Genomic DNA, 20782 nt, shown 5'->3' on the forward strand with positions numbered 1-20782 from the left:
AGTCCGCTTTTTCCATTTTAAAACGGAAAATGGCTTTAGCCGAAACTTGATAACAAAAAAAATCCTTGTTAAAGCTCAAAACCTCAACAAGGATCAATTTACTAACAGTCGTTAAAAATTAGTCAATACGAATACCCTCAATTGCTTTTTCCAAAGAAGTTTCCATAATTTCGGGAATAGATAAGCCTTCAGCACGCACTACACTCACGTCCGAAACTCCATAAAAACTAAAAATATTTTTTACATAAGGAACATTAGAGTCAAAGATCTGGTATGGACCTTCGGAATAAATATTTCCGGAAGTAAAAGCGATATACAGTTTTTTGTTTTGCAGTAAACCCTGAGGTCCATTTTCACTGTATTTAAAAGTATATCCTGCCCGCGAAGTGAAATCAAAATAAGCTCTTAAAGTTGCCGGAACAGAAAGATTGTACATAGGGGAATCAACAACAATGATGTCCGCTTCCTGTAGCTCTGCGATCAGTCCTTCTGAATATCTGCTCATTTCAGATTGCTCTGCAGAATAGTTTTCTGCCGGAGAAAAAAATGTATTAATGTGTTTTTCTTCCAGAAACGGAACATGGTCTTTAGCAAGATCACGTTCTTTTATAACAGCATCTGTGTATTTTGCCTTAATTTTTTCTACAACGGCATTTCCCAGTTTTCTGCTTGCCGACAGTTCAGCTCTCGGACTTGAGATGATATGAAGTATATTTTTCATTATTAAAATGTTAAAATTTCTTTAGCAAAATTATGTACATTTGCTTATCAAAAGTTAGCAGTATACAAAAGGTTAGCGGTAACTTTTGGGTTAGTTACCATCTGTTTTATGGAAAATACACTCGAATTTGAAGGTCCTGCCACAGCGCAGGCCTGCTCAGAAAATCTTTCCGCCGTTGAAGATGCAATCTATGTAATCGGCGGAAAATGGAAACTGAAAATCATTATTGTCTTGCAGGATAAAGGGAATATAAGATTCAACGATCTGCAGAGAAATATCCCCGGAATTTCGGCGAGGGTTCTTTCAAACGAATTAAAAGATCTCGAGCTGAATGGTTTCGTAAAAAGAGTAGTGCATGCAGAGCAGACTCCGGTTATCGTAGAATATATCTCAACAGATTACAGCAGAACCCTGAAACCCGTTATTATTGCACTTTCGCAGTGGGGAAAGACGCATAAACGAAAAATTAAAGAAGATTTTAAATTTTAAATAAAACGTTTATTTTAAATTAAAATTTGTGCCTTTACGATTAACAAAAGATAAAAAAATCATTTCTCAGAAAAACGAAAGCCAATCCCATGAAGATTTTCAATGGAAATATTTTCTTCACCGGAAAAAACTTTTCGCAGTCTTGAAATAAAAACATCAAGGCTTCTTCCCATAAAATAATCATCATCGCCCCAGACTGCTTTCAGGATATCCTGTCTTTTGAGAACAGTATTTTTATTACGGATAAAAAATAACAACAGTTCAGATTCTCTCTGAGTAAGTGTTACTTTGCTGTCAGAATTTTGTAAAGTATAATTGTTCGGATCAAAATCATATTTTCCGACTCTGTATTTTTGTGGCGAAGAGTCTTTTTTCTTAGATCTTCTCAGGAAGACTTCAATTTTAAGAATAAGCTCTTCAATGCTGAAAGGTTTTACCAGATAATCATCCGCTCCGATTTTCAGTCCTTTAATGCGGTCTTCTTTCAATGCTTTGGCAGAAATGAAAATAATGGGAATTTCAGCATCTTTTTCCCTGATATGCTGTGCAACCTCAAAACCGTTCATTTCCGGCATCATGATATCTAAAAGACAGATGTCGAAACATTCCCTGTTAAAAGCATCCAAAGCCGATTTCCCGTCAGAATAGCAGGAAATATCGTAGTGATTTTCCAGACTGTCCTGAATGAGGAAAGCGATAGTTTTGTCGTCTTCGGCGTAGAGAATTTTAGATTTTTCCATGATTACACATATTCTTTACAATGGCAGAAACAGGGTGGTGGTAATTCCTTTATCATTGTTGTTTTCAACAGAAATCTTCCAGTTATGCTGCTGCACCACTTTTTTTACGTAAAAAAGTCCCAGTCCGAAACCATTTACCTCATCGCTTTTTGAAGTGTTTACCCTGTAAAATTTATCAAAAATATGAGGAAGATTTTTCGCAGGAATCCCGATTCCGTTGTCTTTAAACTTTAAATATAAACCTTTTGCGTCATTTAAGGAAGAAATAATGATTTTAGGCTGGGTTTCGCAGTATTTTATAGAATTATCCAGAATATTGTAAATGATATTGCTGAAATGAAATTCATCGGCTATAACGGAAGTACCTTCATCAATAGATAATTCAATCGAAATGTTTTCATTCTTCTGCTTCACGGTTTCTGCAATTTCCTGAATGAAAGGCTTTAAAACAATTCGCTGCGGTTTCAGAGACAATCCAGAAGCATCATTTTTAGCAATATTCAGTATTTTTTCAATATGACTATTCAGTTTGTGGCTCTGATCCGTAATAATGGACGTGTACGTCTGTAATTTAGGGTTTTCCTTGATTTGCTCCTGCTTCGTTAAAGCTTCTGAAGCCAGCAGTATAGAAGAAAGAGGTGTTTTGAATTCATGCGTCATATTATTGATGAAATCCCTTTGCAGTTCTGAGAATTTTTTCTGCTGAATAATGGTATAAATGGAATATACATACACCAGAAGAATGATGATCAGGGCAAAAGTAAGAACATACCAGAAGCGTAAAGAGCTGATAAGATAGGTGGTTTTATCCGGAAAACGGATGGAGAAATAATACACCAGATTTTTATGCTTCGGAAATTTAATCACTTTTTCATTCGGGCTTTCCTGATGTTTCGATACGAATTTTCCGTAAATCATCTGGTCGCTGTGGCAGTTATATAAAGCGTAAACATAATCCGTATTAATTTGAAAACGTGTGAATTCAGTTTTCAGATAATGTTCAAGCAGTTCAGGATGGAATTCATTATTGATATTTACCACGTAATAATCATTCGAAATATTTTGAACGGGGCTTTCGGTAAAGGAAGTTTTTCCGCCGGAAAGCTTTTCAACCACTTCCAGTAAAGCAATGTTTACAGTCTGATTGAATTTCTTGTCTTCAAGATTATAAGCCTGTCGTGTCCATAAAAGCTGTGCTATCAGAATTCCGATAATAGCAACAAAACCAAGCGTTATAATAATATTGAGTTTCTTTATTTCCATTTACAGGAACAATAATATCCAAAAATATCTATTAATTTCTGATCGTTAACAACTTATTAACAAATGTTTGAGACCGCTTAACAGGATTAATACAAATATTCATCTTACATTTGTGAAAACAAAAATAAATCGGTTTTTTTTAATTATTAAAATTTATACTCATGAAAAATTTAAAAATTTCAGCATTATTAGCTGTTTTGGCATTTTCACCGTTTTTTGCAAATACACTTCCAACTGACAATAATCCGGTTGTAAGAATTCTTGCAGATGTTACATGGAAATCAGAATCTATTGATGTTGGAAATATTCCTCAGGGAAAACCAAAAACCATCAGATTCGAATTTACAAATACTTCAAAGAAGCCTATTATTATCGAAAATGTAGCACCTTCTTGCGGATGTACAACAGCAGATTATACAAAAACGCCTATTCTTCCTGGTAAAAAAGGATTTGTAGAAGCAAGCTACAACGCTGCAGCAGCGGGTCCGTTCATGAAAACGGTAAATGTTACCACAAGCGACAGCAAAACTCCAAAGACTCTTTCTTTTAAAGGTACAGTTGTTGCTTCTTAATCTGAATAAATTTAATCTTGTTCAATATAAAAACAGCCTGACAGAAATTGTCGGGCTGTTTTTGATTTAAATTGAATTATTTTAAAACTTTTATTTCAGAATTTTTTTAATAAACTTTAAACTAATTTCAGAATTAACCACAAAAGGCACAAAAGACAATGTTAAAACGTTAAAGCTAATTTCAATAATATTCAAAGCGCTCAAAAGAATAAAAATCAAAGATTTTTAAAAACTATTGTGAACTTTTTCATTTATAATGATCAGCTTTAAATAAAAGTTTAGTCATCTTTTGTATCTTTTGTGGTTAAATAAAAAGTTTGAACAGGCTCAACTTCTAATGGTGCGAAACAATAATTTTTCTGCTCATTTCTTCAGAATCCGTATTAATTTTCAACATATAATTTCCTTCAGGAATTCCCGAAGCATTAATTTCAATACGGTTGGATATTGGTTTTTCTGATGAACTGAAAATCACCCTTCCGCTCATATCCAATAACTGATATCTTATATTTCCCGATGTTCTGTTTTCAAATTCCACATAAACAAACTGGCTTGCCGGAACCGGATAAATCTTAATTCCTTTATCTGAAACCACATTGGCTGTCCCCAAAGTTGAACATACTGCATTGGCTTTTTGAGAATTTTTAATGACATCCACTTTTTGATTTCCCGTAACGTAATAATCAAGTTCCGAAGTAATCATCAGACTCGTACTTGCTCCAAGCCAGTCCTGAAGAAGAGAGGCAAAAATCTGCCGGTAATCATATCTTCTTTCACTCTGGTTATAGTAAAAACTTGTCTGATTCGTAAATACGGGATGATCTCCCAAAATTCCCGCTGCGGCGGCATTTCCAATGACGAAAAACGGAGCAAGATCTCCATGATCTGTTCCGATACTACCGTTTTCGCGAACCTGTCTCCCGAATTCACTGAAGGTAACCGTCATGATTTTATCTGCAATTCCCAGTTGCTGAATATCATCCTGAAATGCAGCAACAGAATTGGAAATGTCGGCCAAGAGATTCGCATGATTTCCCAAATGTGTACTTCCGGTCTGTACCTGGCTTACGTGGGTATCGAATCCGCTTAAATTAACCTGAAAAATTTTTGTCTTGCTTCCTCCTTTAATCATTCTTGCCACCGTTTTCAGCTGTTTTCCCAGCGATGAATTAGGATAAGTGGTCGTGGAATTATTTCCGGCATTAAAGACCTGCATCACTCTGTCATAATAAGCGTCCATACTTGTAGCAATTCCTTTTATATAATCTAAAAGATCATTATATTCAGAATTTATTAAATTAAGATTACTGAATACACTCGACTGAAATCCCGTCATATTATATTCAATATTCTTTTCCGTTGTATGTTCATAAAACAGACATGGGTTAAGGTTTCCCATTTGTATGGCGAGGGGATCAGGATTCAGGGTCGTAGGATTTCCGGCAAGTCCCGGATACAATGCGCCGAGATATCTTCCGAAAATACCGTCGAGCAGATCATTACTTGCTGTACCGTCTTTTCCCGCAAACATAAGATTTTCTGACCGGAAATGCGAATAATTCGGGTTCGGATAGCCAACTCCGTTCATTAAAAGCAATTTGCCTGAATCATATAAACTTTTGAAACCCGTCATGGAAGGATTAAGTCCTACAAGTTTGCCGGAAGATACTGTACTGTCTAACGGAATATAGCTTCCGGTTCCTGAACTGGCAATTTTTATGTTGGGACGCAAAGCGGCATACGTACTGTACTGGCTGATCGGGATTACTGTATTAAGACCGTCATTCGCTCCTGCAAGTCTTAAAATAACCAGAGAACGGTCATTAACCGTATCACAGTTAAGCTGAAAATCCAAAAACTGATTCATAAACCTCGAAGGCATTCCGTTGAGATAAAATGGTGCTCCCACACCTGCAAGAGATATTAATTTTAAAAAATCTTTTCTGTTCATGGTCTTAAATTGTTTGGAATTCAGGAGATTTAATGATGGCTTTTACCAGTCTGTCTATCGGGATTTTTACATTGTTGGAATTTCCTGTATTAATGTAATTATTCCATTCGTTCTGCCAGTTTATAGGACTTAGATTGCTCAGGAAAACACTTTTAAAATAATCGTAGCGTGTGCCGTCCGGAACTTCCACAAACATCATCTGGAGAAATTCTGTTATCAGCGTATTTGCATTTCCCGGGTTTGAAAAATAGCCGCTGTCTTTTACGAAGGATGCATTATTCAGTTTAAATGTAAAGCCGTTGTAAGTAAGACCGTTGATGAAATAATCTATTGTATTGTTATAACGAATTCTCAGGGATGAAGTGGTAATCCAGTTTTTATCATAATTCGGGCTGCTGTAATATCCTGCATATCCGTTTACCGACTGCGGGTTGAAGACTGGCATTCCCATATTGGAAGAAAAATTACCAACTACGCCCATGAGGCTGTGTATTGCAGAAGGATTTACTTCATACAGCGGAACCTGAAGATTCAGCAGAGAAAACATATGAAGATACAGCTCTACAGGATTTCTTACCATGTTTCCAAGGGTCTGATCTCCCGTGATGCTGTCTTCTTCGTCATAAAAATGTTTACTTTTCAGAAGAGTGGTAAGCGCAGGGATAATGTTGTAATTGTCTGCTTTAAGAGATGCTGCCAAAGGAACAATGATGCCATTTTCTATTTCAGGAGTAATTAATCTTCCCACAAAATAGCGATACATTCTTCTGCAGTATGCTTTTGCCGTTTCATCCTGATTAAAAATCATGTTGATGAAATTCTGAAGCTCAGCTTTAATCGTTGCGTCTGTATTTCCTCCCGAAATTGCCTGATTTCCAAACGCGGACGAAAAAGTTTTGGTTCCCGTATCGTGCGTGTTAACTTTTACCTGACCAGTCGGAATATTCGTTACCGGATCCAGAGAGTTAAGTCTTGCTGTTTTATCCAGATGTACCGATGAAGTTAGAGAGAATCCTGTTAAAACTCTTGCTGCCTGTTGTACATCTGTTTCCGTATAATTGGTATAGTTTCCCGTAGCAATCTGCGGTCCTTTTAAAATCGTAAACAATTCCAGAAATTCCCTTGCATAATTTTGATTGGGACTTGTGCTCAGATTCACATTGTTGTTCAGGAAAATAAGCATTCTCGGATTCTGTGTTATTCTGAATGCCAGTTCTTTAAGACTTCCACCGGCGTGAAATCTTAGAAGTTCCTTATAATCGTAATTCGTCCAGAAAGAAGCGTTATCATCCGTTACAAAAAGGATATGAAGAAAATAAGCAATTTTATGTTGTGCAGAAGAATCCTTTAGAGCACTGTAAAGCCACCAGTAAAGATCATTCCTCACGCTGTTTGCCGTACTTTGTGTATCGGTAATCGTAGGATTTGCAGCAGTGGGAACAATCGTTTCACCCACGTTATTAAGCGGAGAAGGCGGAACAGGATTGCTGAACGTAAATAACTCTGCAAGCGCCTGCTGTGGAGTTTTGGCCGCAAAATCCAGAATCTTTGCTTTCGTAATATTGTAAGTGGTGCGTCTGAGAAGATGATAAGCATTCGAAAATCCCAGCACAGTAGTTTTAGGAGTAAGACTTGGCATAATTATGCTTTATTTTGAACAAATGTACAATTTTAATGAATTAAATATAATGTTTTAATGAAATTATAGAGATTAAATTTAGTAAACATTGAAAATATTTCGTTATTGATTTTGTGGTAGGCTGGATCTGCTTTTTTCTGCATTCTATATCCTGCATAGCTTTTTACGCTGCGGAAATAAATATTTATATTAAATTTACTCATCTATTAAATAACTAAATTATGAGTCTTTATACACAGCCGATGCTTCGTGAAGGAGCTTTAAAAGATAAAGTAGCCATTGTAACAGGAGGAGGGAGCGGTCTCGGAAAAGCAATGACCAGATATTTTCTTGAGTTAGGCGCAAAAGTAGTCATCACGTCCAGAAACCTTGAAAAACTACAGGGAACTGCAAAAGAACTGGAAGAAGAAACAGGCGGAAAAGTTCTTTGCGTTGCATGTGACGTAAGAAACTGGGATGAGGTAGAAGCCATGAAAGAAGCTGCGTTAAAAGAATTCGGAAAAATTGATATCCTTCTTAATAATGCCGCCGGAAATTTCATTTCTCCTACAGAAAGACTCACCCATTCTGCTTTTGACTCTATTCTGGATATTGTATTAAAAGGAACAAAAAACTGTACCCTTTCCGTTGGAAAACACTGGATCGATTCCAAAACTTCGGGAACGGTATTAAATATTGTTACAACTTATGCGTGGACGGGCTCTGCTTATGTGGTTCCATCGGCTTGTGCAAAAGCGGGCGTTTTGGCAATGACGAGATCTTTGGCGGTGGAATGGGCAAAATACGGAATCCGTTTCAATGCCATTGCTCCGGGACCATTTCCTACAAAAGGAGCATGGGACAGATTGCTTCCGGGAAATCTGCAGGAAAAATTTGATATGAGAAAGAAAGTTCCTTTAAGAAGAGTAGGAGAACATCAGGAACTGGCAAATCTTGCCGCTTACTTAGTTTCAGATTATTCAGCTTATATGAATGGTGAAGTGGTAACCATCGATGGCGGAGAATGGTTGCAGGGAGCAGGTGAATTTAACATGTTGGAAGATATTCCGCAGGAAATGTGGGATGCTCTGGAAGCGATGATTAAAGCAAAAAAATCAAATTAAATTTTAGATTTTAATGTTTTCACTGTCATTCTGATCGGAACGAAATGGAGTGAAGAATCTCCAAAAAAGAATATTTAGATTCTTCCTTCGTCAGAATGACAATTTGATTAAAAATATAAAATGGATTTAGTTTGAAATTTACAAAATCCTTTAAACAAAGCAAAAAGTAGATTCTCGATGGGGAATCTACTTTTTTTTATTTGGGTGATTTCACGGTTAAAGTTTAGGTGAATTACTGAGATATCTCGTTACACACGACTATAAATTTGCAGTATCAATTTTTAATAACCTAAACAACAAAACATGGAAACATTAAAGTCGGTGTTGGAAGCAAACCACACCAAGAAAACAAAAAGTGAATTAATTGATTTATTAACAGGACTGGAAAAATCTTTAAGTCCCGCAGTTTACGAAAAAGTTTCGGGAATTGAAACGTCAGAACTTTCTTCTCTTTCTAACAAAGAATTGGTAAGCATTATTGAAGACTTCAAGAAAAATTACGATGAGAAATGGGAAAAATCTTTCGCAGCAGTTTCTTCGGAAGTGATGAAAATGATGGCAGGAAGAATGGCGGCAGACGATCAGGTTTTCAAAACTTCAGGAGCTGAAAGTGCAGATTTTGCAGCAGAATTGGGAAGCATCGATTTTGCAACCATCATTGGAGGTCCGCTTGATGCGTGTGTAAAAGCACAGTCGAACGCATCCATCAGCACCGTAAATTTCATCAAAGAAGTAGGATTCGAACAGGATGGAAGCGACAGCAAGCTTCGTATGGCGGAATTCAAATACAAAAAAATGGGACCAAACCCAGATTTTGATCCGGCAGAACCTGAAAGTTCCACCAACCCGAAAGAAACAATGAACGATGTTGAAATCTCTGTTCCTTTCATTGCATTATTAAATGTTCCGAGCTTCAGAATTGAAACCTGCGAAGTGGATTTCAATGTAAAATTAAATTCTACTTATACCAAAGATGTAAGCGATGAATTCGGGATCAGTGCGGGCGCTTCAGGAGGTTTCGGACCGGTGAAATTCAAGGTGGATGTTTCTTACAAAAGAACTTCTGCCACAGGAATTAAAGTGGAAAAAGAATATTCTCTGGGCGTAAAAGTAAGAGCAACCAACGACGAAATGCCTGCAGGATTGGAAAAAGTTTTAGGATTACTCGCACAATAAAAACCCTTTACGAGAAATGATTAAATTATCAGATTACCTGGATTATCTCAACAACGAGATAATTCAGGCTCGTAAAAAAGCAGACGAAAATGCGGTAATGATCGCAAAAGAATATGCTAAACACGAGTATTTAAAGTTTTTTAAAGTCCCGAGATATTCGCTTCCGAGTGTGAAAATGGATATTCCCATCAAGATCACGGATATTGATGCAGATTCGAAGTACAATTTCAAGTACAGCGAAGATCAGCTTGTGGAAGATGTTAACCAAAAAATCCGTCTTGCCAATAAAGAGAAAAACCTCAATATTACGGAGATCAGCAAAAAACAGCTTCAGACCAAAGAATTTACCCGTCTTTTTAAAGCGCTTGAAGCCGGAGACCAGAAATTTGGGAAAAAACCTTCTGCCGAATTACTTAAAGTTGATCTCAGACAGAATGTGAAAAGTTTAAATTCAGGAATTTTCCGCGTACAGGAAGGAAACGGCGAAGCGGAAGTGAACGAAATGAAAGAAATTTTCACCATTGCTTTGCTGAACAGATTCAGCCTCGTGAACTCTAAAATCAACAATATTTACATTGATCCCAATACCAACTCTGCGGAAGACAAAGACAAGCTTTTCGTTAATCTTCACGTAGAAATGGAAGACGAAGGAATCAGAATCGTCTCTTTTAAAGACAAGGACGGCAAAGAAGTCGAACAGATAATTTTTGAGTAATGCAGGAACTTGTTCATCATACGATACAGAAAATTCAGGAACTGCTGGAACATTTTAATAAAGTTCAGGAGCTATATCTGTCGAAGTCTTTCGATTTTGATACGCAGTTTGAGGAATTTCTCTATGAATTTTTAGATTACCTGAAAACCAAAGGAAATACTACGTACGAATCTGAAATCTTAAAAGTCATGAACATGATTTCCACCGTAAAAAGAGGATTTAATCCTGTTCAGATGGAAAAAATAGCTTCGGGAAAACGTGAGCTGACTTGGGGATTTTCATTCAGTGCAATGGAAAGTGTACAGAAGTTTTTAATGGAAATGTATACCAAAGAGCAGAAAAAACTGGATGAAGCAGAAGAAATTTTATCAGGATTAATTGTTTCTCTCTATCAAAACGGGATATTGAACGACGAAATCGTGAAAAGTCTCGCCAATGTTCCTAAAATTGAAGACTTCTGGAATTCTTTAATCAAACAAAACACCCAGATTTCAGGAATTAATAAAAAACTTAGATTACAGATGATTTCGGAAGATATCTATATGCTTCTTGAAAAAATTCTTTTAAGATTAAACTAATCTGTAATAATTTAAAATCTCTGTGTTTCTTAATTTAAGTGAAATCGAAGATTCGACGTAGTCAAACATCTTTGTGAGCCTTAAAAACAATTAATTGTAAAAAAAACTTAGTGCCATTTGTGTTAAAGTTAAAAGGTGAATAAAAGATTTAAAACAAAACCCATGGAAAAAGAAAGATACATTGTTGTTCTCGAAGATCAGCATAAAAATTCCCTCAAAAAAGTGGAAAACGAACTGGATGTAAACATTACCTCATCAGAATTTCTTTCCGCAGAAAACCGTTCCTACGATGTTATTGATGATGATAACGGAGTTTTTTACAAAAATCTGGGCGTTCTTGTGGTTGAAAATAAGGATGAAGCACAGTTAAAAAATGCTGTAAAAAACGATTCTAACCGATCGTTTATTTTGAAAAAGAAAGAGATTTTTTTTCGACGGATGAACTGTCCATCATCAGTGAACTGAAAAAACAGTCCGCAGAGATTGTCGACAAAATTACCGAGCTGGAAAAATACATTATAAACAAACCGTTACCGCAGAAATCTTTAGTGGAAATGGAGTGGGGGCTCAAAGCTTTGGGGTTGGGAAATTCATTGTACACAGGGAAAGGTGTTGATATCTGTATTCTGGATACAGGTCTCGAACTTTCTCATCCCGATTTTTTCGGAAGAAATATTGAAGGGAAATCCTTCATTGCCGGAGAAGACTGGAACCGCGATCCGAACGGTCACGGAACCCACTGTGCAGGAGTTGCAACAGGAAACATTCGACTGGACAACGGAAAACGGTACGGAATCGCAAAAGACGCTAATTTAAAAATTGCAAAAGTGCTTTCCGATGCAGGAAAAGGAACCACAAGCAGCGTTATTGATGCGATAGACTGGGCAATTACAAAGAAATTCAGAATTCTGTCTCTTTCACTCGCTTCTCCGGTTCTGCTGAATGAAGCACCTTCTCCGCTTTTTGAAACCATAGGAGCAAGAGCTTTGGAAAACAACTGCATCATTATTGCAGCCGCAGGAAACGGCAGCAACAGACCCGCTGTTCCCAAACCTGTTTCCATGCCTGCAAACTCCATGTCGGTAATGGCAGTCGGAGCGATTGATGGACAGATGAAAGTAGCTAAATTTTCCAACGCGGGCTTAAATCCTTCAACAGGAGGAAACGTCAATATCTGCGCTCCCGGAGTTGATATCATCAGTTCTTATCCCAAAAATTCTAAGAATAAAAACAGCAATTATTATGCAATGAGCGGAACAAGCATGGCAACACCGCATGTTTCAGGGCTTATTGCTTTGTACATGGAACAGTTTCCCGAAAAATCGGCAAAAGAAATCTGGGAACTTGTTGAAACGAAGGCAAAACCCATCGAAGGTTTGAAATACAGAGACATCGGAAACGGACTTATACAGATATAATGATGAAAACATACTTAGCAGTTCTCAAAAAAAATACAGATATCAGACAGCTTGAAAAAGAACTGAAAAAAAACAATGTAAGATTGTCTGCCCACTATAAAACCATCGGAGGCGTAAAACTCGAAAGTGAAAAGCCGGTTTCCGTTAAAGATTTTGAGCAGTATTTCCTTTCTGTAGAAGAAGACAAAGAAATTTAACAAGATAAATGGAGACATCAGACTTTTCTGTCCGGAGAAGTCTTATTTTTGTTTACTTTGTTAAATTAAAAATAGTAATATGAACTTCAAAATTCCAACCCTTGTTTCTGCGCTTGCCGTGATGTTCTTTTCACAGTCTGCATTGGCTCAGGAAGCCCCGAAATACAGCTACGTAGAAGCTTTCAAACCATTTTTCTATACACAGACAGGTACGCCTACAAGATCCGCAAGCGGACAGCCGGGACACGCCTACTGGCAGAATTCGGCAAGTTACAATCTGGATGTAAGCCTAAACGAAGCCAAAAACGAGCTTACAGGAACTGCGGAAATCACTTATACAAACAACAGTCCTGATAAATTAGGGTTTTTATGGCTGCAGCTCGACCAGAATTTATTTGCAAAAGATTCAAGAGGAAATGCAGTCGTACCGACTTCGGGAAGCCGAAACGGAGCGCACGGTGAGGAATTTGACGGCGGTTACAAAATAAAATCAGTAAAACTGGACGGAAAGGATGTGAAATATACCATTACTGATACCAGAATGCAGATCGATCTTCCAGCAGAACTGAAAGCGATGGGAGGAGTCGCAAAAATTAAGATTGAATATTCTTTCCTTTCTCCAAAATACGGTTCCGACAGAATGGGAATTCAGGATACGAAAAACGGAAAGATCTTTACGATAGCACAATGGTATCCAAGAATGTGTGTGTATGATGATGTCATGGGATGGAATACGCTGCCTTATCTCGGTGCTTCGGAATTTTATCTGGAATATGGAGATATTACGGCAAACATTACCGTTCCTGCCAATCATTATGTGGTGGCTTCAGGAGAATTGCTGAATTCAAAAGAAGTATATTCCAAAGAAGAAATCAGCCGATGGGATCAGGCAAAAAATGGTGATAAAACAGTGATGATCCGTCCTGAATCTGAATTAGGAAAAAACAATTCCTCAGGAACAAAAACATGGAAATTTAAAATCAATCAGGCAAGAGATTTTGCATGGGCTTCGTCTCCGGCATTTATTCTGGATGCCGCAAAAATCAACCTTCCGAGCGGAAAAAAATCTTTGGCAATTTCTGCTTATCCTGTGGAAAGTGTAGGGAAGGATGCGTGGAGCAGATCTACAGAATATACAAAAGCAGCGATTGAGCATTACTCTGCAAAATGGTACGAATATACGTATCCGGCTGCAACGAACGTAGCAGGAAACGAAGGCGGAATGGAATATCCGGGAATTGTTTTCTGTCACATGGATTCCAAAGGCGGCGATCTTTGGGGCGTTACAGATCATGAATTCGGGCACAACTGGTTCCCGATGATTGTGGGTTCCAACGAAAGATTGTTTGCATGGATGGATGAAGGATTCAATACATTCATCAACGAACTTTCTACGGAAGCTTTCAACAAAGGAGAGTATTTCCAGAAGAAAAATATTGCGCAGATGAGCGGATATATTATGAGCGACGGTTTTGAACCCATCATGGTAGGTCCGGATAATATGAAAGAAAACAGCATTGGAGCTTTGGCTTATTTCAAACCGGGAATGGGACTTCAAATCTTACGAGAATCTATTTTAGGACCTGAAAAATTCGATAAAGCATTCAGAACCTATGTGGAAAGATGGGCTTTCAAACATCCTACCCCTTGGGATTTTTTCCACACGATGGAAAATGTTTCGGGTGAAGAGCTGAACTGGTTCTGGAGAGGCTGGTTCATCAACAAATGGAAGATCGATCAGGGCATTAAAAATGTAAAATACGTTAACGGAGACTTTAAAAACGGAGCCCAGATCACGGTTGAAAATATCGGACAGTTACCAATGCCGACCAACGTTCAGGTTAAATTTAAAGACGGAACACAGCAGATGGTAAAACTGCCAATCGAGGTCTGGAAAAGAAATACGGAATGGACATTCAGAATTAATTCCACAAAAGAAATCGATCAGGTGAAACTGGATCCGAATTCGGAGATTCCGGATGTAGATTCTAAAAATAATACATGGAGTTCTGCTGATGCAAAACCGATGGAAAAAGTAAATCTTAAAGAATTTACAGGAACTTTCGGAAGCAAGGATCTTCCGATGAAAATTGTATTTACGGAGAAAAACAATCAGCTTTTTGCTCAGGCAACAGGACAGCCGGAATTTCCTCTGGAATATACCGGAAACAATACGTTCAGTCTGGAAATGGTACAGATTTCTTTAACCTTCAGTCAGGATAAAAAATCATTTACCTTGAAGCGGGGCGGAAAAGAATTTAAATTTAATAAAGAATAATTTTAATCTTTTGAGCCATTAAGTTTAAATTGAGAGAATAAGCTTTATCAAGAAAAATTATTTTTTAAATCTTAAAAATTAGAAACTTAGATATTCTTAACTCCTTAAATCCATCTTAATGGTTCAATTTAAATAATATATGATTGTCCGTAATTTGCCATAATTGGAAAATCTTTGAGTTCTTCGCTGAGTGAAACGCCTTTGCGAACTTAAAAACAGTTAGTATATAAAGAATCTTTGCGAGTCTTTGCGTTAAAAAAAACAGTTTGATTAATAACGGATAATCAATAAATAAAAAATCAAAACTTCGGAAAATACTCCGGAGTTTTTTGTTTTTAAATTGAATTTAATATTAAAATGCCTAATTCTAGAGGCAGTTCTAAGGAATAAGCCTTACTTTTGTTACTTAAAATAGATGATTATGAATTACAGATTTTCAATCGTATTCCTGATGGTTTTTGCATTGGGATTTTCGCAGAATCTTAAGGTGATGAGTTTTAATATCAGACTGAATGTAGATTCGGATAAAGAAAATTCGTGGACGAACAGGAAACAGGATGTTGCAGATCTCCTTACGTATTATCATCCGGATTATTTCGGCGTTCAGGAAGCATTGCCGGATCAGATGAAAGATATAAAAAACGGATTGAAAAACTATGATTATGTAGGAGTGGGAAGAGACGACGGAAAAGAGAAAGGCGAATTTTCGGCTATTTTTTATGATACAGACAGATTGCAGGTTTTAAAATCGGATACGTTCTGGCTTTCGGAAACTCCTGAAAAACCTTCAAAAGGTTGGGACGCAGCGTTGAACAGAATTTGTACGTATGCAGTTTTCAGAGATAAAAAATCTAAAAAAGAATTCATGGCACTGAATCTACATTTCGATCACATCGGAAATATAGCAAGAGTGAAATCTTCAGAATTAATTTTAAAGAAGATCAAAGAAATCAATCCTAAAAATCTGCCGGTAACTGTGAGCGGAGATTTTAATTTAACGGAAGATTCGGAGCCGATAAAAATTATGTCGCAGAATATGAAAGACAGTTTTTATCATTCAGAAACAAAACATTACGGCCCGAAAGGAACTTTTACCGGTTTCAATGTAAATGAAATTCCGCAGGACAGAATTGATTATATTTTCGTCAAAGGATTTAAGATCAAATCTCACAGACACATCAACGACAGAAGAGAAAATCTGCTGTATCCATCGGATCACTTTCCGGTTTTGGTAGATTTAATGTTTTAAAATGGCTTCAGTCAAATATTTAAGATAATAAATGATTTCTGCTTAATTGTAAGCGATCAAAAAATAATACAAACGGTAATAATTATATTGCCGTTTTTTGTTACTTTTATGTTAAATAAAATACTTATTATAAAAAGATTTTAATGAAAAAGCTTGTTTTGGGTGTATTGTTTTTAGTTTCATGGCAATTTTCCGCGCAGGAATTGTATATGCCGAGAAATATTAAAAAAGCATACGAAAACGGAACCCGTGATCTGTCGGGCGCTCCGGGTAAAAATTACTGGCAGAATAAAGGGATTTATAATGTTGAGGTAAAGGTAGATGCCAATTCTAAGGTGGTTTCGGGAAAGGAAACCATCGTCTATACCAACAACAGCCCAAATGATCTGAATGATCTTGCCATAAGATTTGTTAATAATCTTCATAAACCACAGGCTCCGCGATCGGGTGTTGTTTCCAAAGATTTTCTTTCTTCCGGTCTGCATATTAAATCATTTATCGTAAACGGTGAAAAATATAATGTGAACAGCGAAAATTGGGGAACAGTTGAAAAAGTAAAGCTGAATTCAGCCTTAAAATCCAAAGCAAAAGCTGAAATTAAAATAGAATGGGAATATCCTTTATCTGTAGAAAGCGGAAGAGAAGGGCAGATTGATCCTGAAACTTTTTATGTAGCCTACTCTTTCCCAAGAGTTTCTGTTTACGATGATTATAATGGATGGGATATGCTTCCGCACTCCGACAGACAGGAGTTTTATAATGATTTCAACGATTACAGTTTTGCGATTACTGCTCCCAAAAATTATGTTGTCTGGGCAACCGGAGATTTCCTGAATCCCGATGCCGTTCTTCAGCCAGAATATCTGAAAAGATATAAGTCTTCGTTAAAAAGCGACAAAGTTATTCACGTTGCGACAGAACACGAAATGAAGTCCGGAAAAGTGACAAAGCAGAATAAATGGAATACGTGGAAATTTAAAGCCAGTCATATCACCGATTTCTGTTTTGCATTAAGCAGTCATTACGTTTGGGATGCGGCAAGTGTACAGCTTAAAACGAAAAGAGCAAGTGTTCAGGCGGGTTACAAAGCAGATGCAAAGGATTTTGAACATTATGTGGAATGGATGCAGTATAATCTCGACTGGTTTTCTAAAAACTGGCCCGGAGTGGAATATCCTTACAATGCTATGACGGCAATTCAGGGGTTTGCAGACATGGAATATCCGATGATGATTAACGATACCAGTATTCCGGATGATTTTCAGGATGCGAGATTAACGGCGGATCACGAAATTGCACATACCTATTTTCCTTTTTACATGGGCATCAATGAAACGCGTTATGCTTTTATGGATGAAGGCTGGGCAACAACTTTGGAATATTTAATCGGAATTGATGAAAACGGTGAAGCAAAAGCCAAAGAATTTTATAAAAATTTCAGGGTAAAAAGATGGATCAATGATCCTTCTGCGGAACAGGATCAGCCGATTATTACGATGAGTACTCAGGTAAGCGGAGCGGGGTACGGAAACAATTCTTATGTAAAAGCATCCTTGTCTTATCTGGCTTTAAAAGATTATCTGGGAGATGATCTGTTTAAAAAAGCACTGCATCATTATATGAACAACTGGAACGGAAAGCATCCGATTCCGTGGGATTATTTTAATTCTATGAATACGGGTTCGGGAAAAAATCTGAACTGGTTCTTTAATAACTGGTTTTACACGAATAATTATATTGACCTGAAAGTGTCTTCAGCATCTCAGATGAATGATCTTCTAACGGTAAATGTGGATAATGTGGGCGGTTTTGCCATCCCTTTTGATGCAGAGATCGGATATGAAGACGGAAGTGTAGAGAAGCTTCATTTTTCGCCATCGGTTTGGGAAAAGGATCAGAAAAAAACAATGCTTACAGTTCCGATTACCAAAAAAGTAAAATCGGTAAATCTTGACGGAGGTATTTTTATGGATTACACACCAAAAGATAATTCGAAAAATTTATAATAAAGGGCATAATACTGAAAAATAGTTGGTAGAATCCTATCAAAACCTCATTGTTAGGCTGCTTGGAGGAAGTTTTATGAAACGTGTTTCATAAAACTTTTTCTTTGTCTGAAAAATGGCAAAAAAACGTTGTTGGTCTTGTTCAAGCCTGGAGGTAATTCGTTGGGGAAAACAAGGGGGAAAGCAAAGATTTAAATGTAAAAATTGCGGGATTTTATTTACTCAAAACAGAACGGAGCAGAGAATTAAAAATCGTTTTATCTGGTTCAAAAAATGGGTATTGGAAAGGCAGACCTACAAAACGCTTTGCAGAGACAGCGGTTATTCGAAAGATACTTTGCAGAAAACATTTTATACCATTTTAGAGCAGTCTCCTACCTTAAAGATCATCAAACGGGAAAAGGTGAATTTAAGAATGGATGCAACTTATTTTGCTCAGTTCTGTTTAATTGCTTATCAGGATGATTTTGATGGATATACACAGCTTATCCGTTTTACCGATGGAGAACATTATGAAGAAATCAGGGAAGATTTAAACAATCTTTTACGGCTGGGCGTAAAGCTGGAAAGCATTACTACAGATGGACATAAAAGCGTTTTGAAAGCCATAAATAAATCTGATGGAGACATCATTACTCAGAGATGTCTGGTTCATATTCAGAGAATGTGCCTGATCTGGCTCACAAAGTTTCCTAAACACATTGCCGGTCAGGAACTTCGAAAACACGTTTTATTATTACTGAAAATTAAAACACAAAACGATAAAATCTGGTGGAAAAATGAACTCAACGACTGGTATTTGAGACATCAGGATTATATTAATGAAAAAACAATTAATCTTGAAACCGAAAGATACTGGTATACCCACAAGCTTATCAGACGATCGTATTTTACTATAAAACGGGCATTGCCCAATATGTTTCATTATCTGGAAAATCCCAATATTCCTAAAACAACCAATGGTATTGAGGGATATTTCAGCCATTTAAAAAATCATCTCGACCTGCACAGAGGTCTCACATTGAAAAACCGAATCAATTTCATCAAATGGTATATTTATTTTTCTAACGAAAAATAGAGTTTTTTTAGCCATAAGGTTCATCCGATAATAAACGAAAAGGTGAGGGAAACCTCACCTTAAAACTATCGTTTTGAACATTAATCCTATTGCTGAAAAGTTGATCTCCACCAGTGCTTTTGTCCTCTTCGGATTAACATCCATAATTTATTAAAATATATCCTGAATTTCACCAACTATTTTTCAGTACATTACCTAATAAAGAAGAGACTGTCCCGAAAGACAGTCTTTTTTTTTTGTGTATATTGAAAGTTTAGTAAACTCTTAATCCTGATCTTGCTCCGGAAGAAGCTACCACAGACTGCATTCTTGTTTTTTGTCCTGCAGAGAACATAAACATAGCTGCATCATCCACATAATCCATGTAATTCATAAACATTACAGATCTCTGAACTCCTGTACAGGTATTATACAAAGGATATGTCGGTTTTCCGTAGTTTGCGCCGGTTTGTGTAGGAGTATCTGCAACCAAATCGTTTCCGCAGTTAGCATCTCCCCAGATGTGTCTTAAATTAAGATAATGTCCCACTTCATGAGTGGCTGTTCTTCCTAAATTATACGGAGCATTGGATGTGTTTCCAAAATATTTGGCAGCAATTACCACACCGTCATTCCAAAGTCCTGCAGATTCAGGGAATGTTGCGTAGCCAAGTATGCCTCCCATATCTCCAACTACCCAGATGTTTAGATAATTTGTAGGGTTTGTGGCGTCTATTCCTTTAGAAGATGTTTTTTTCATTGCATCATTGGTTCTCCAGCTTCTTACAGTAGTTGATTTTCTATTAACGGTTACCAAACGGAACTTAACCCCTGTATTGCCTGCTGCTACAGAAGTAAATTCGGCAGGAATATTATTGATGTCGCTGTTGGTTGCAGAGTAATCAGCATTTAGAGTATTAATTTGAGACTGGATTTGTGCATCTGAAATATTTTCGGCAGCGGTTCTGTATAAAACATTTACAATTACAGGTATTTCCACTGTTCCATCAGCCAGAACTTTTCCCAGTTTAAGATCTTCGGAAAATCTTTCTGTATTGGCTTCAATTTTGGCAAATCTCTGTCTCAGCTCAGGGTTGCTGTTTAATGCTGCCTGTCGGATTTCTTCTGAAGGACATCCTCTTTTTACTAAATTTGAGACTGTTGAAGGTGCCGCTTCTTCTTCAGACTGATTCGAAACATTGTCACTGTTACAGGATGATAGAAATCCTAAGGCAAGAATACCAATGAATAATTTTTTCATAATCAATTTTTTTAATTTAAGATGATGAATTTATAATATTTAAAATTCCTGTGCAATATTTTTTATTTAAAATCATTGAGTATGTGTTAATTTTTTCAATATTTTATTGTTGTTTTGTTAGTTTATTGGGTTTATTTGTTGCGAATTTGTCACAGTTGTCAGTTTCGGAAAATTTACCAATTATACTGTATAATGGAGCTTTAAAAATAGATCATATAGAATTGAACGTTTAAAAAAAAGAGGAAACATTCTATTTTTTTATAAGGTTATGATTTAAATCTTATTGAAAAATAGGGGCAAAATTAAAAGGATTGTGATAAAATTTTGAAAAGCTGTAATCACACAATACGATAAATAAATTCCGGCTGT

Annotated in this window: 19 protein-coding genes; 13 read left to right on the forward strand and 6 right to left on the reverse strand. The window is 36.8% G+C overall.

Annotated elements, in window-relative coordinates:
* Positions 1–118 precede the first annotated feature (118 nt).
* Positions 119–721 carry an FMN-dependent NADH-azoreductase gene (locus tag KKI44_RS16925; RefSeq protein WP_214588415.1) on the reverse strand — a complete coding sequence of 201 codons (603 nt, stop codon included), beginning with the start codon at positions 719–721 and terminating at the stop codon, positions 119–121.
* 108 nt (positions 722–829) lie between these two features.
* Between KKI44_RS16925 and KKI44_RS16930 the strand changes: the two genes are divergently transcribed.
* Positions 830–1210, forward strand: a complete 381-nt coding sequence (locus KKI44_RS16930) for a winged helix-turn-helix transcriptional regulator (RefSeq protein ID WP_214588416.1) — start codon at positions 830–832, stop codon at positions 1208–1210.
* 59 nt (positions 1211–1269) lie between these two features.
* On the opposite strand, the gene KKI44_RS16935 is transcribed toward KKI44_RS16930, so the two are convergent.
* Both KKI44_RS16935 and KKI44_RS16940 read right to left on the reverse strand, forming a co-directional pair.
* A complete protein-coding gene (locus KKI44_RS16935) occupies positions 1270–1950 on the reverse strand; it encodes a response regulator transcription factor (protein WP_214588417.1) in 681 nt (226 codons plus the stop codon).
* Between the two features lie 15 nt (positions 1951–1965).
* A complete protein-coding gene (locus KKI44_RS16940) occupies positions 1966–3213 on the reverse strand; it encodes a sensor histidine kinase (RefSeq protein ID WP_214588418.1) in 1248 nt (415 codons plus the stop codon).
* Positions 3214–3374: 161 nt separating this feature from the next.
* On the opposite strand from KKI44_RS16940, the gene KKI44_RS16945 reads away from it, so the two are divergent.
* Positions 3375–3785, forward strand: coding sequence for a DUF1573 domain-containing protein (locus KKI44_RS16945; RefSeq protein ID WP_076395107.1), 411 nt, complete (start codon positions 3375–3377; stop codon positions 3783–3785).
* Between the two features lie 334 nt (positions 3786–4119).
* Here the strand turns inward: KKI44_RS16945 and KKI44_RS16950 are convergent, their stop codons facing one another.
* Entirely contained in the window at positions 4120–5736 is a 1617-nt protein-coding gene (locus KKI44_RS16950; RefSeq protein WP_214588419.1) for a DUF1501 domain-containing protein, read from the reverse strand.
* A 4-nt stretch (positions 5737–5740) separates the two neighbouring features.
* A complete protein-coding gene (locus KKI44_RS16955; RefSeq protein WP_214588420.1) occupies positions 5741–7375 on the reverse strand; it encodes a DUF1800 family protein in 1635 nt (544 codons plus the stop codon).
* Between the two features lie 221 nt (positions 7376–7596).
* Between KKI44_RS16955 and KKI44_RS16960 the strand changes: the two genes are divergently transcribed.
* From KKI44_RS16960 to KKI44_RS17010, 11 genes are all read left to right on the forward strand, one after another.
* On the forward strand, positions 7597–8478 hold the full coding sequence (locus KKI44_RS16960) for an SDR family oxidoreductase (protein ID WP_214588421.1): 882 nt from the start codon (positions 7597–7599) through the stop codon (positions 8476–8478).
* A 303-nt stretch (positions 8479–8781) separates the two neighbouring features.
* On the forward strand, positions 8782–9654 hold the full coding sequence (locus KKI44_RS16965) for a DUF2589 domain-containing protein (protein ID WP_214588422.1): 873 nt from the start codon (positions 8782–8784) through the stop codon (positions 9652–9654).
* A 16-nt stretch (positions 9655–9670) separates the two neighbouring features.
* Positions 9671–10369: a hypothetical protein gene (locus KKI44_RS16970; protein ID WP_214588423.1), complete on the forward strand. Its 699-nt coding sequence runs from the start codon at positions 9671–9673 to the stop codon at positions 10367–10369.
* Entirely contained in the window at positions 10369–10947 is a 579-nt protein-coding gene (locus KKI44_RS16975; protein ID WP_214588424.1) for a hypothetical protein, read from the forward strand. Before KKI44_RS16970 ends, KKI44_RS16975 begins: the two co-directional genes overlap by 1 nt.
* Positions 10948–11109: 162 nt before the next feature.
* The gene (locus tag KKI44_RS16980) at positions 11110–11412 is read left to right on the forward strand and encodes a hypothetical protein (RefSeq protein WP_214588425.1); all 303 of its coding nucleotides are present in this window, start codon (positions 11110–11112) and stop codon (positions 11410–11412) included.
* Positions 11413–11501: 89 nt separating this feature from the next.
* On the forward strand, positions 11502–12365 hold the full coding sequence (locus KKI44_RS16985; RefSeq protein WP_214588426.1) for a S8 family peptidase: 864 nt from the start codon (positions 11502–11504) through the stop codon (positions 12363–12365).
* Positions 12365–12562, forward strand: a complete 198-nt coding sequence (locus KKI44_RS16990) for a hypothetical protein (protein WP_214588427.1) — start codon at positions 12365–12367, stop codon at positions 12560–12562. Before KKI44_RS16985 ends, KKI44_RS16990 begins: the two co-directional genes overlap by 1 nt.
* Before the next feature lie 79 nt (positions 12563–12641).
* On the forward strand, positions 12642–14840 hold the full coding sequence (locus tag KKI44_RS16995; RefSeq protein WP_214588428.1) for a M1 family metallopeptidase: 2199 nt from the start codon (positions 12642–12644) through the stop codon (positions 14838–14840).
* Positions 14841–15261: 421 nt separating this feature from the next.
* Positions 15262–16089, forward strand: a complete 828-nt coding sequence (locus KKI44_RS17000; protein ID WP_214588429.1) for an endonuclease/exonuclease/phosphatase family protein — start codon at positions 15262–15264, stop codon at positions 16087–16089.
* A gap of 143 nt (positions 16090–16232) precedes the next feature.
* Positions 16233–18095 carry a M1 family metallopeptidase gene (locus KKI44_RS17005; protein WP_214588430.1) on the forward strand — a complete coding sequence of 621 codons (1863 nt, stop codon included), beginning with the start codon at positions 16233–16235 and terminating at the stop codon, positions 18093–18095.
* Between the two features lie 115 nt (positions 18096–18210).
* Positions 18211–19173 (forward strand): transposase, encoded by a 963-nt coding sequence (locus tag KKI44_RS17010; RefSeq protein WP_250902065.1) that lies wholly within the window; start codon positions 18211–18213, stop codon positions 19171–19173.
* Between the two features lie 253 nt (positions 19174–19426).
* Here the strand turns inward: KKI44_RS17010 and KKI44_RS17015 are convergent, their stop codons facing one another.
* Positions 19427–20413, reverse strand: a complete 987-nt coding sequence (locus KKI44_RS17015) for a zinc metalloprotease (RefSeq protein ID WP_214588431.1) — start codon at positions 20411–20413, stop codon at positions 19427–19429.
* Positions 20414–20782 lie beyond the last annotated feature (369 nt).

The organism is Chryseobacterium sp. ZHDP1 (assembly GCF_018603435.1).
In the GTDB taxonomy this organism is placed as follows: Bacteria; Bacteroidota; Bacteroidia; order Flavobacteriales; family Weeksellaceae; genus Chryseobacterium; species Chryseobacterium indicum.

Bases quoted from the DNA above. Each gene is read 5' to 3' on its own strand.
- KKI44_RS17015 (WP_214588431.1), bottom strand. From the start codon at position 20,413: ATGAAAAAATTATTCATTGGTATTCTTGCCTTAGGATTTCTATCATCC.
- KKI44_RS16980 (WP_214588425.1), top strand. From the start codon at position 11,110: ATGGAAAAAGAAAGATACATTGTTGTTCTCGAAGATCAGCATAAAAAT.
- KKI44_RS16925 (WP_214588415.1), bottom strand. From the start codon at position 721: ATGAAAAATATACTTCATATCATCTCAAGTCCGAGAGCTGAACTGTCG.
- KKI44_RS16995 (WP_214588428.1), top strand. From the start codon at position 12,642: ATGAACTTCAAAATTCCAACCCTTGTTTCTGCGCTTGCCGTGATGTTC.
- KKI44_RS16945 (WP_076395107.1), top strand. From the start codon at position 3,375: ATGAAAAATTTAAAAATTTCAGCATTATTAGCTGTTTTGGCATTTTCA.
- KKI44_RS16975 (WP_214588424.1), top strand. From the start codon at position 10,369: ATGCAGGAACTTGTTCATCATACGATACAGAAAATTCAGGAACTGCTG.
- KKI44_RS16930 (WP_214588416.1), top strand. From the start codon at position 830: ATGGAAAATACACTCGAATTTGAAGGTCCTGCCACAGCGCAGGCCTGC.
- KKI44_RS16940 (WP_214588418.1), bottom strand. From the start codon at position 3,213: ATGGAAATAAAGAAACTCAATATTATTATAACGCTTGGTTTTGTTGCT.
- KKI44_RS17010 (WP_250902065.1), top strand. From the start codon at position 18,211: ATGGCAAAAAAACGTTGTTGGTCTTGTTCAAGCCTGGAGGTAATTCGT.
- KKI44_RS16985 (WP_214588426.1), top strand. From the start codon at position 11,502: ATGGAGTGGGGGCTCAAAGCTTTGGGGTTGGGAAATTCATTGTACACA.
- KKI44_RS16935 (WP_214588417.1), bottom strand. From the start codon at position 1,950: ATGGAAAAATCTAAAATTCTCTACGCCGAAGACGACAAAACTATCGCT.
- KKI44_RS17005 (WP_214588430.1), top strand. From the start codon at position 16,233: ATGAAAAAGCTTGTTTTGGGTGTATTGTTTTTAGTTTCATGGCAATTT.
- KKI44_RS16950 (WP_214588419.1), bottom strand. From the start codon at position 5,736: ATGAACAGAAAAGATTTTTTAAAATTAATATCTCTTGCAGGTGTGGGA.
- KKI44_RS16990 (WP_214588427.1), top strand. From the start codon at position 12,365: ATGATGAAAACATACTTAGCAGTTCTCAAAAAAAATACAGATATCAGA.
- KKI44_RS16970 (WP_214588423.1), top strand. From the start codon at position 9,671: ATGATTAAATTATCAGATTACCTGGATTATCTCAACAACGAGATAATT.
- KKI44_RS16955 (WP_214588420.1), bottom strand. From the start codon at position 7,375: ATGCCAAGTCTTACTCCTAAAACTACTGTGCTGGGATTTTCGAATGCT.
- KKI44_RS17000 (WP_214588429.1), top strand. From the start codon at position 15,262: ATGAATTACAGATTTTCAATCGTATTCCTGATGGTTTTTGCATTGGGA.
- KKI44_RS16960 (WP_214588421.1), top strand. From the start codon at position 7,597: ATGAGTCTTTATACACAGCCGATGCTTCGTGAAGGAGCTTTAAAAGAT.
- KKI44_RS16965 (WP_214588422.1), top strand. From the start codon at position 8,782: ATGGAAACATTAAAGTCGGTGTTGGAAGCAAACCACACCAAGAAAACA.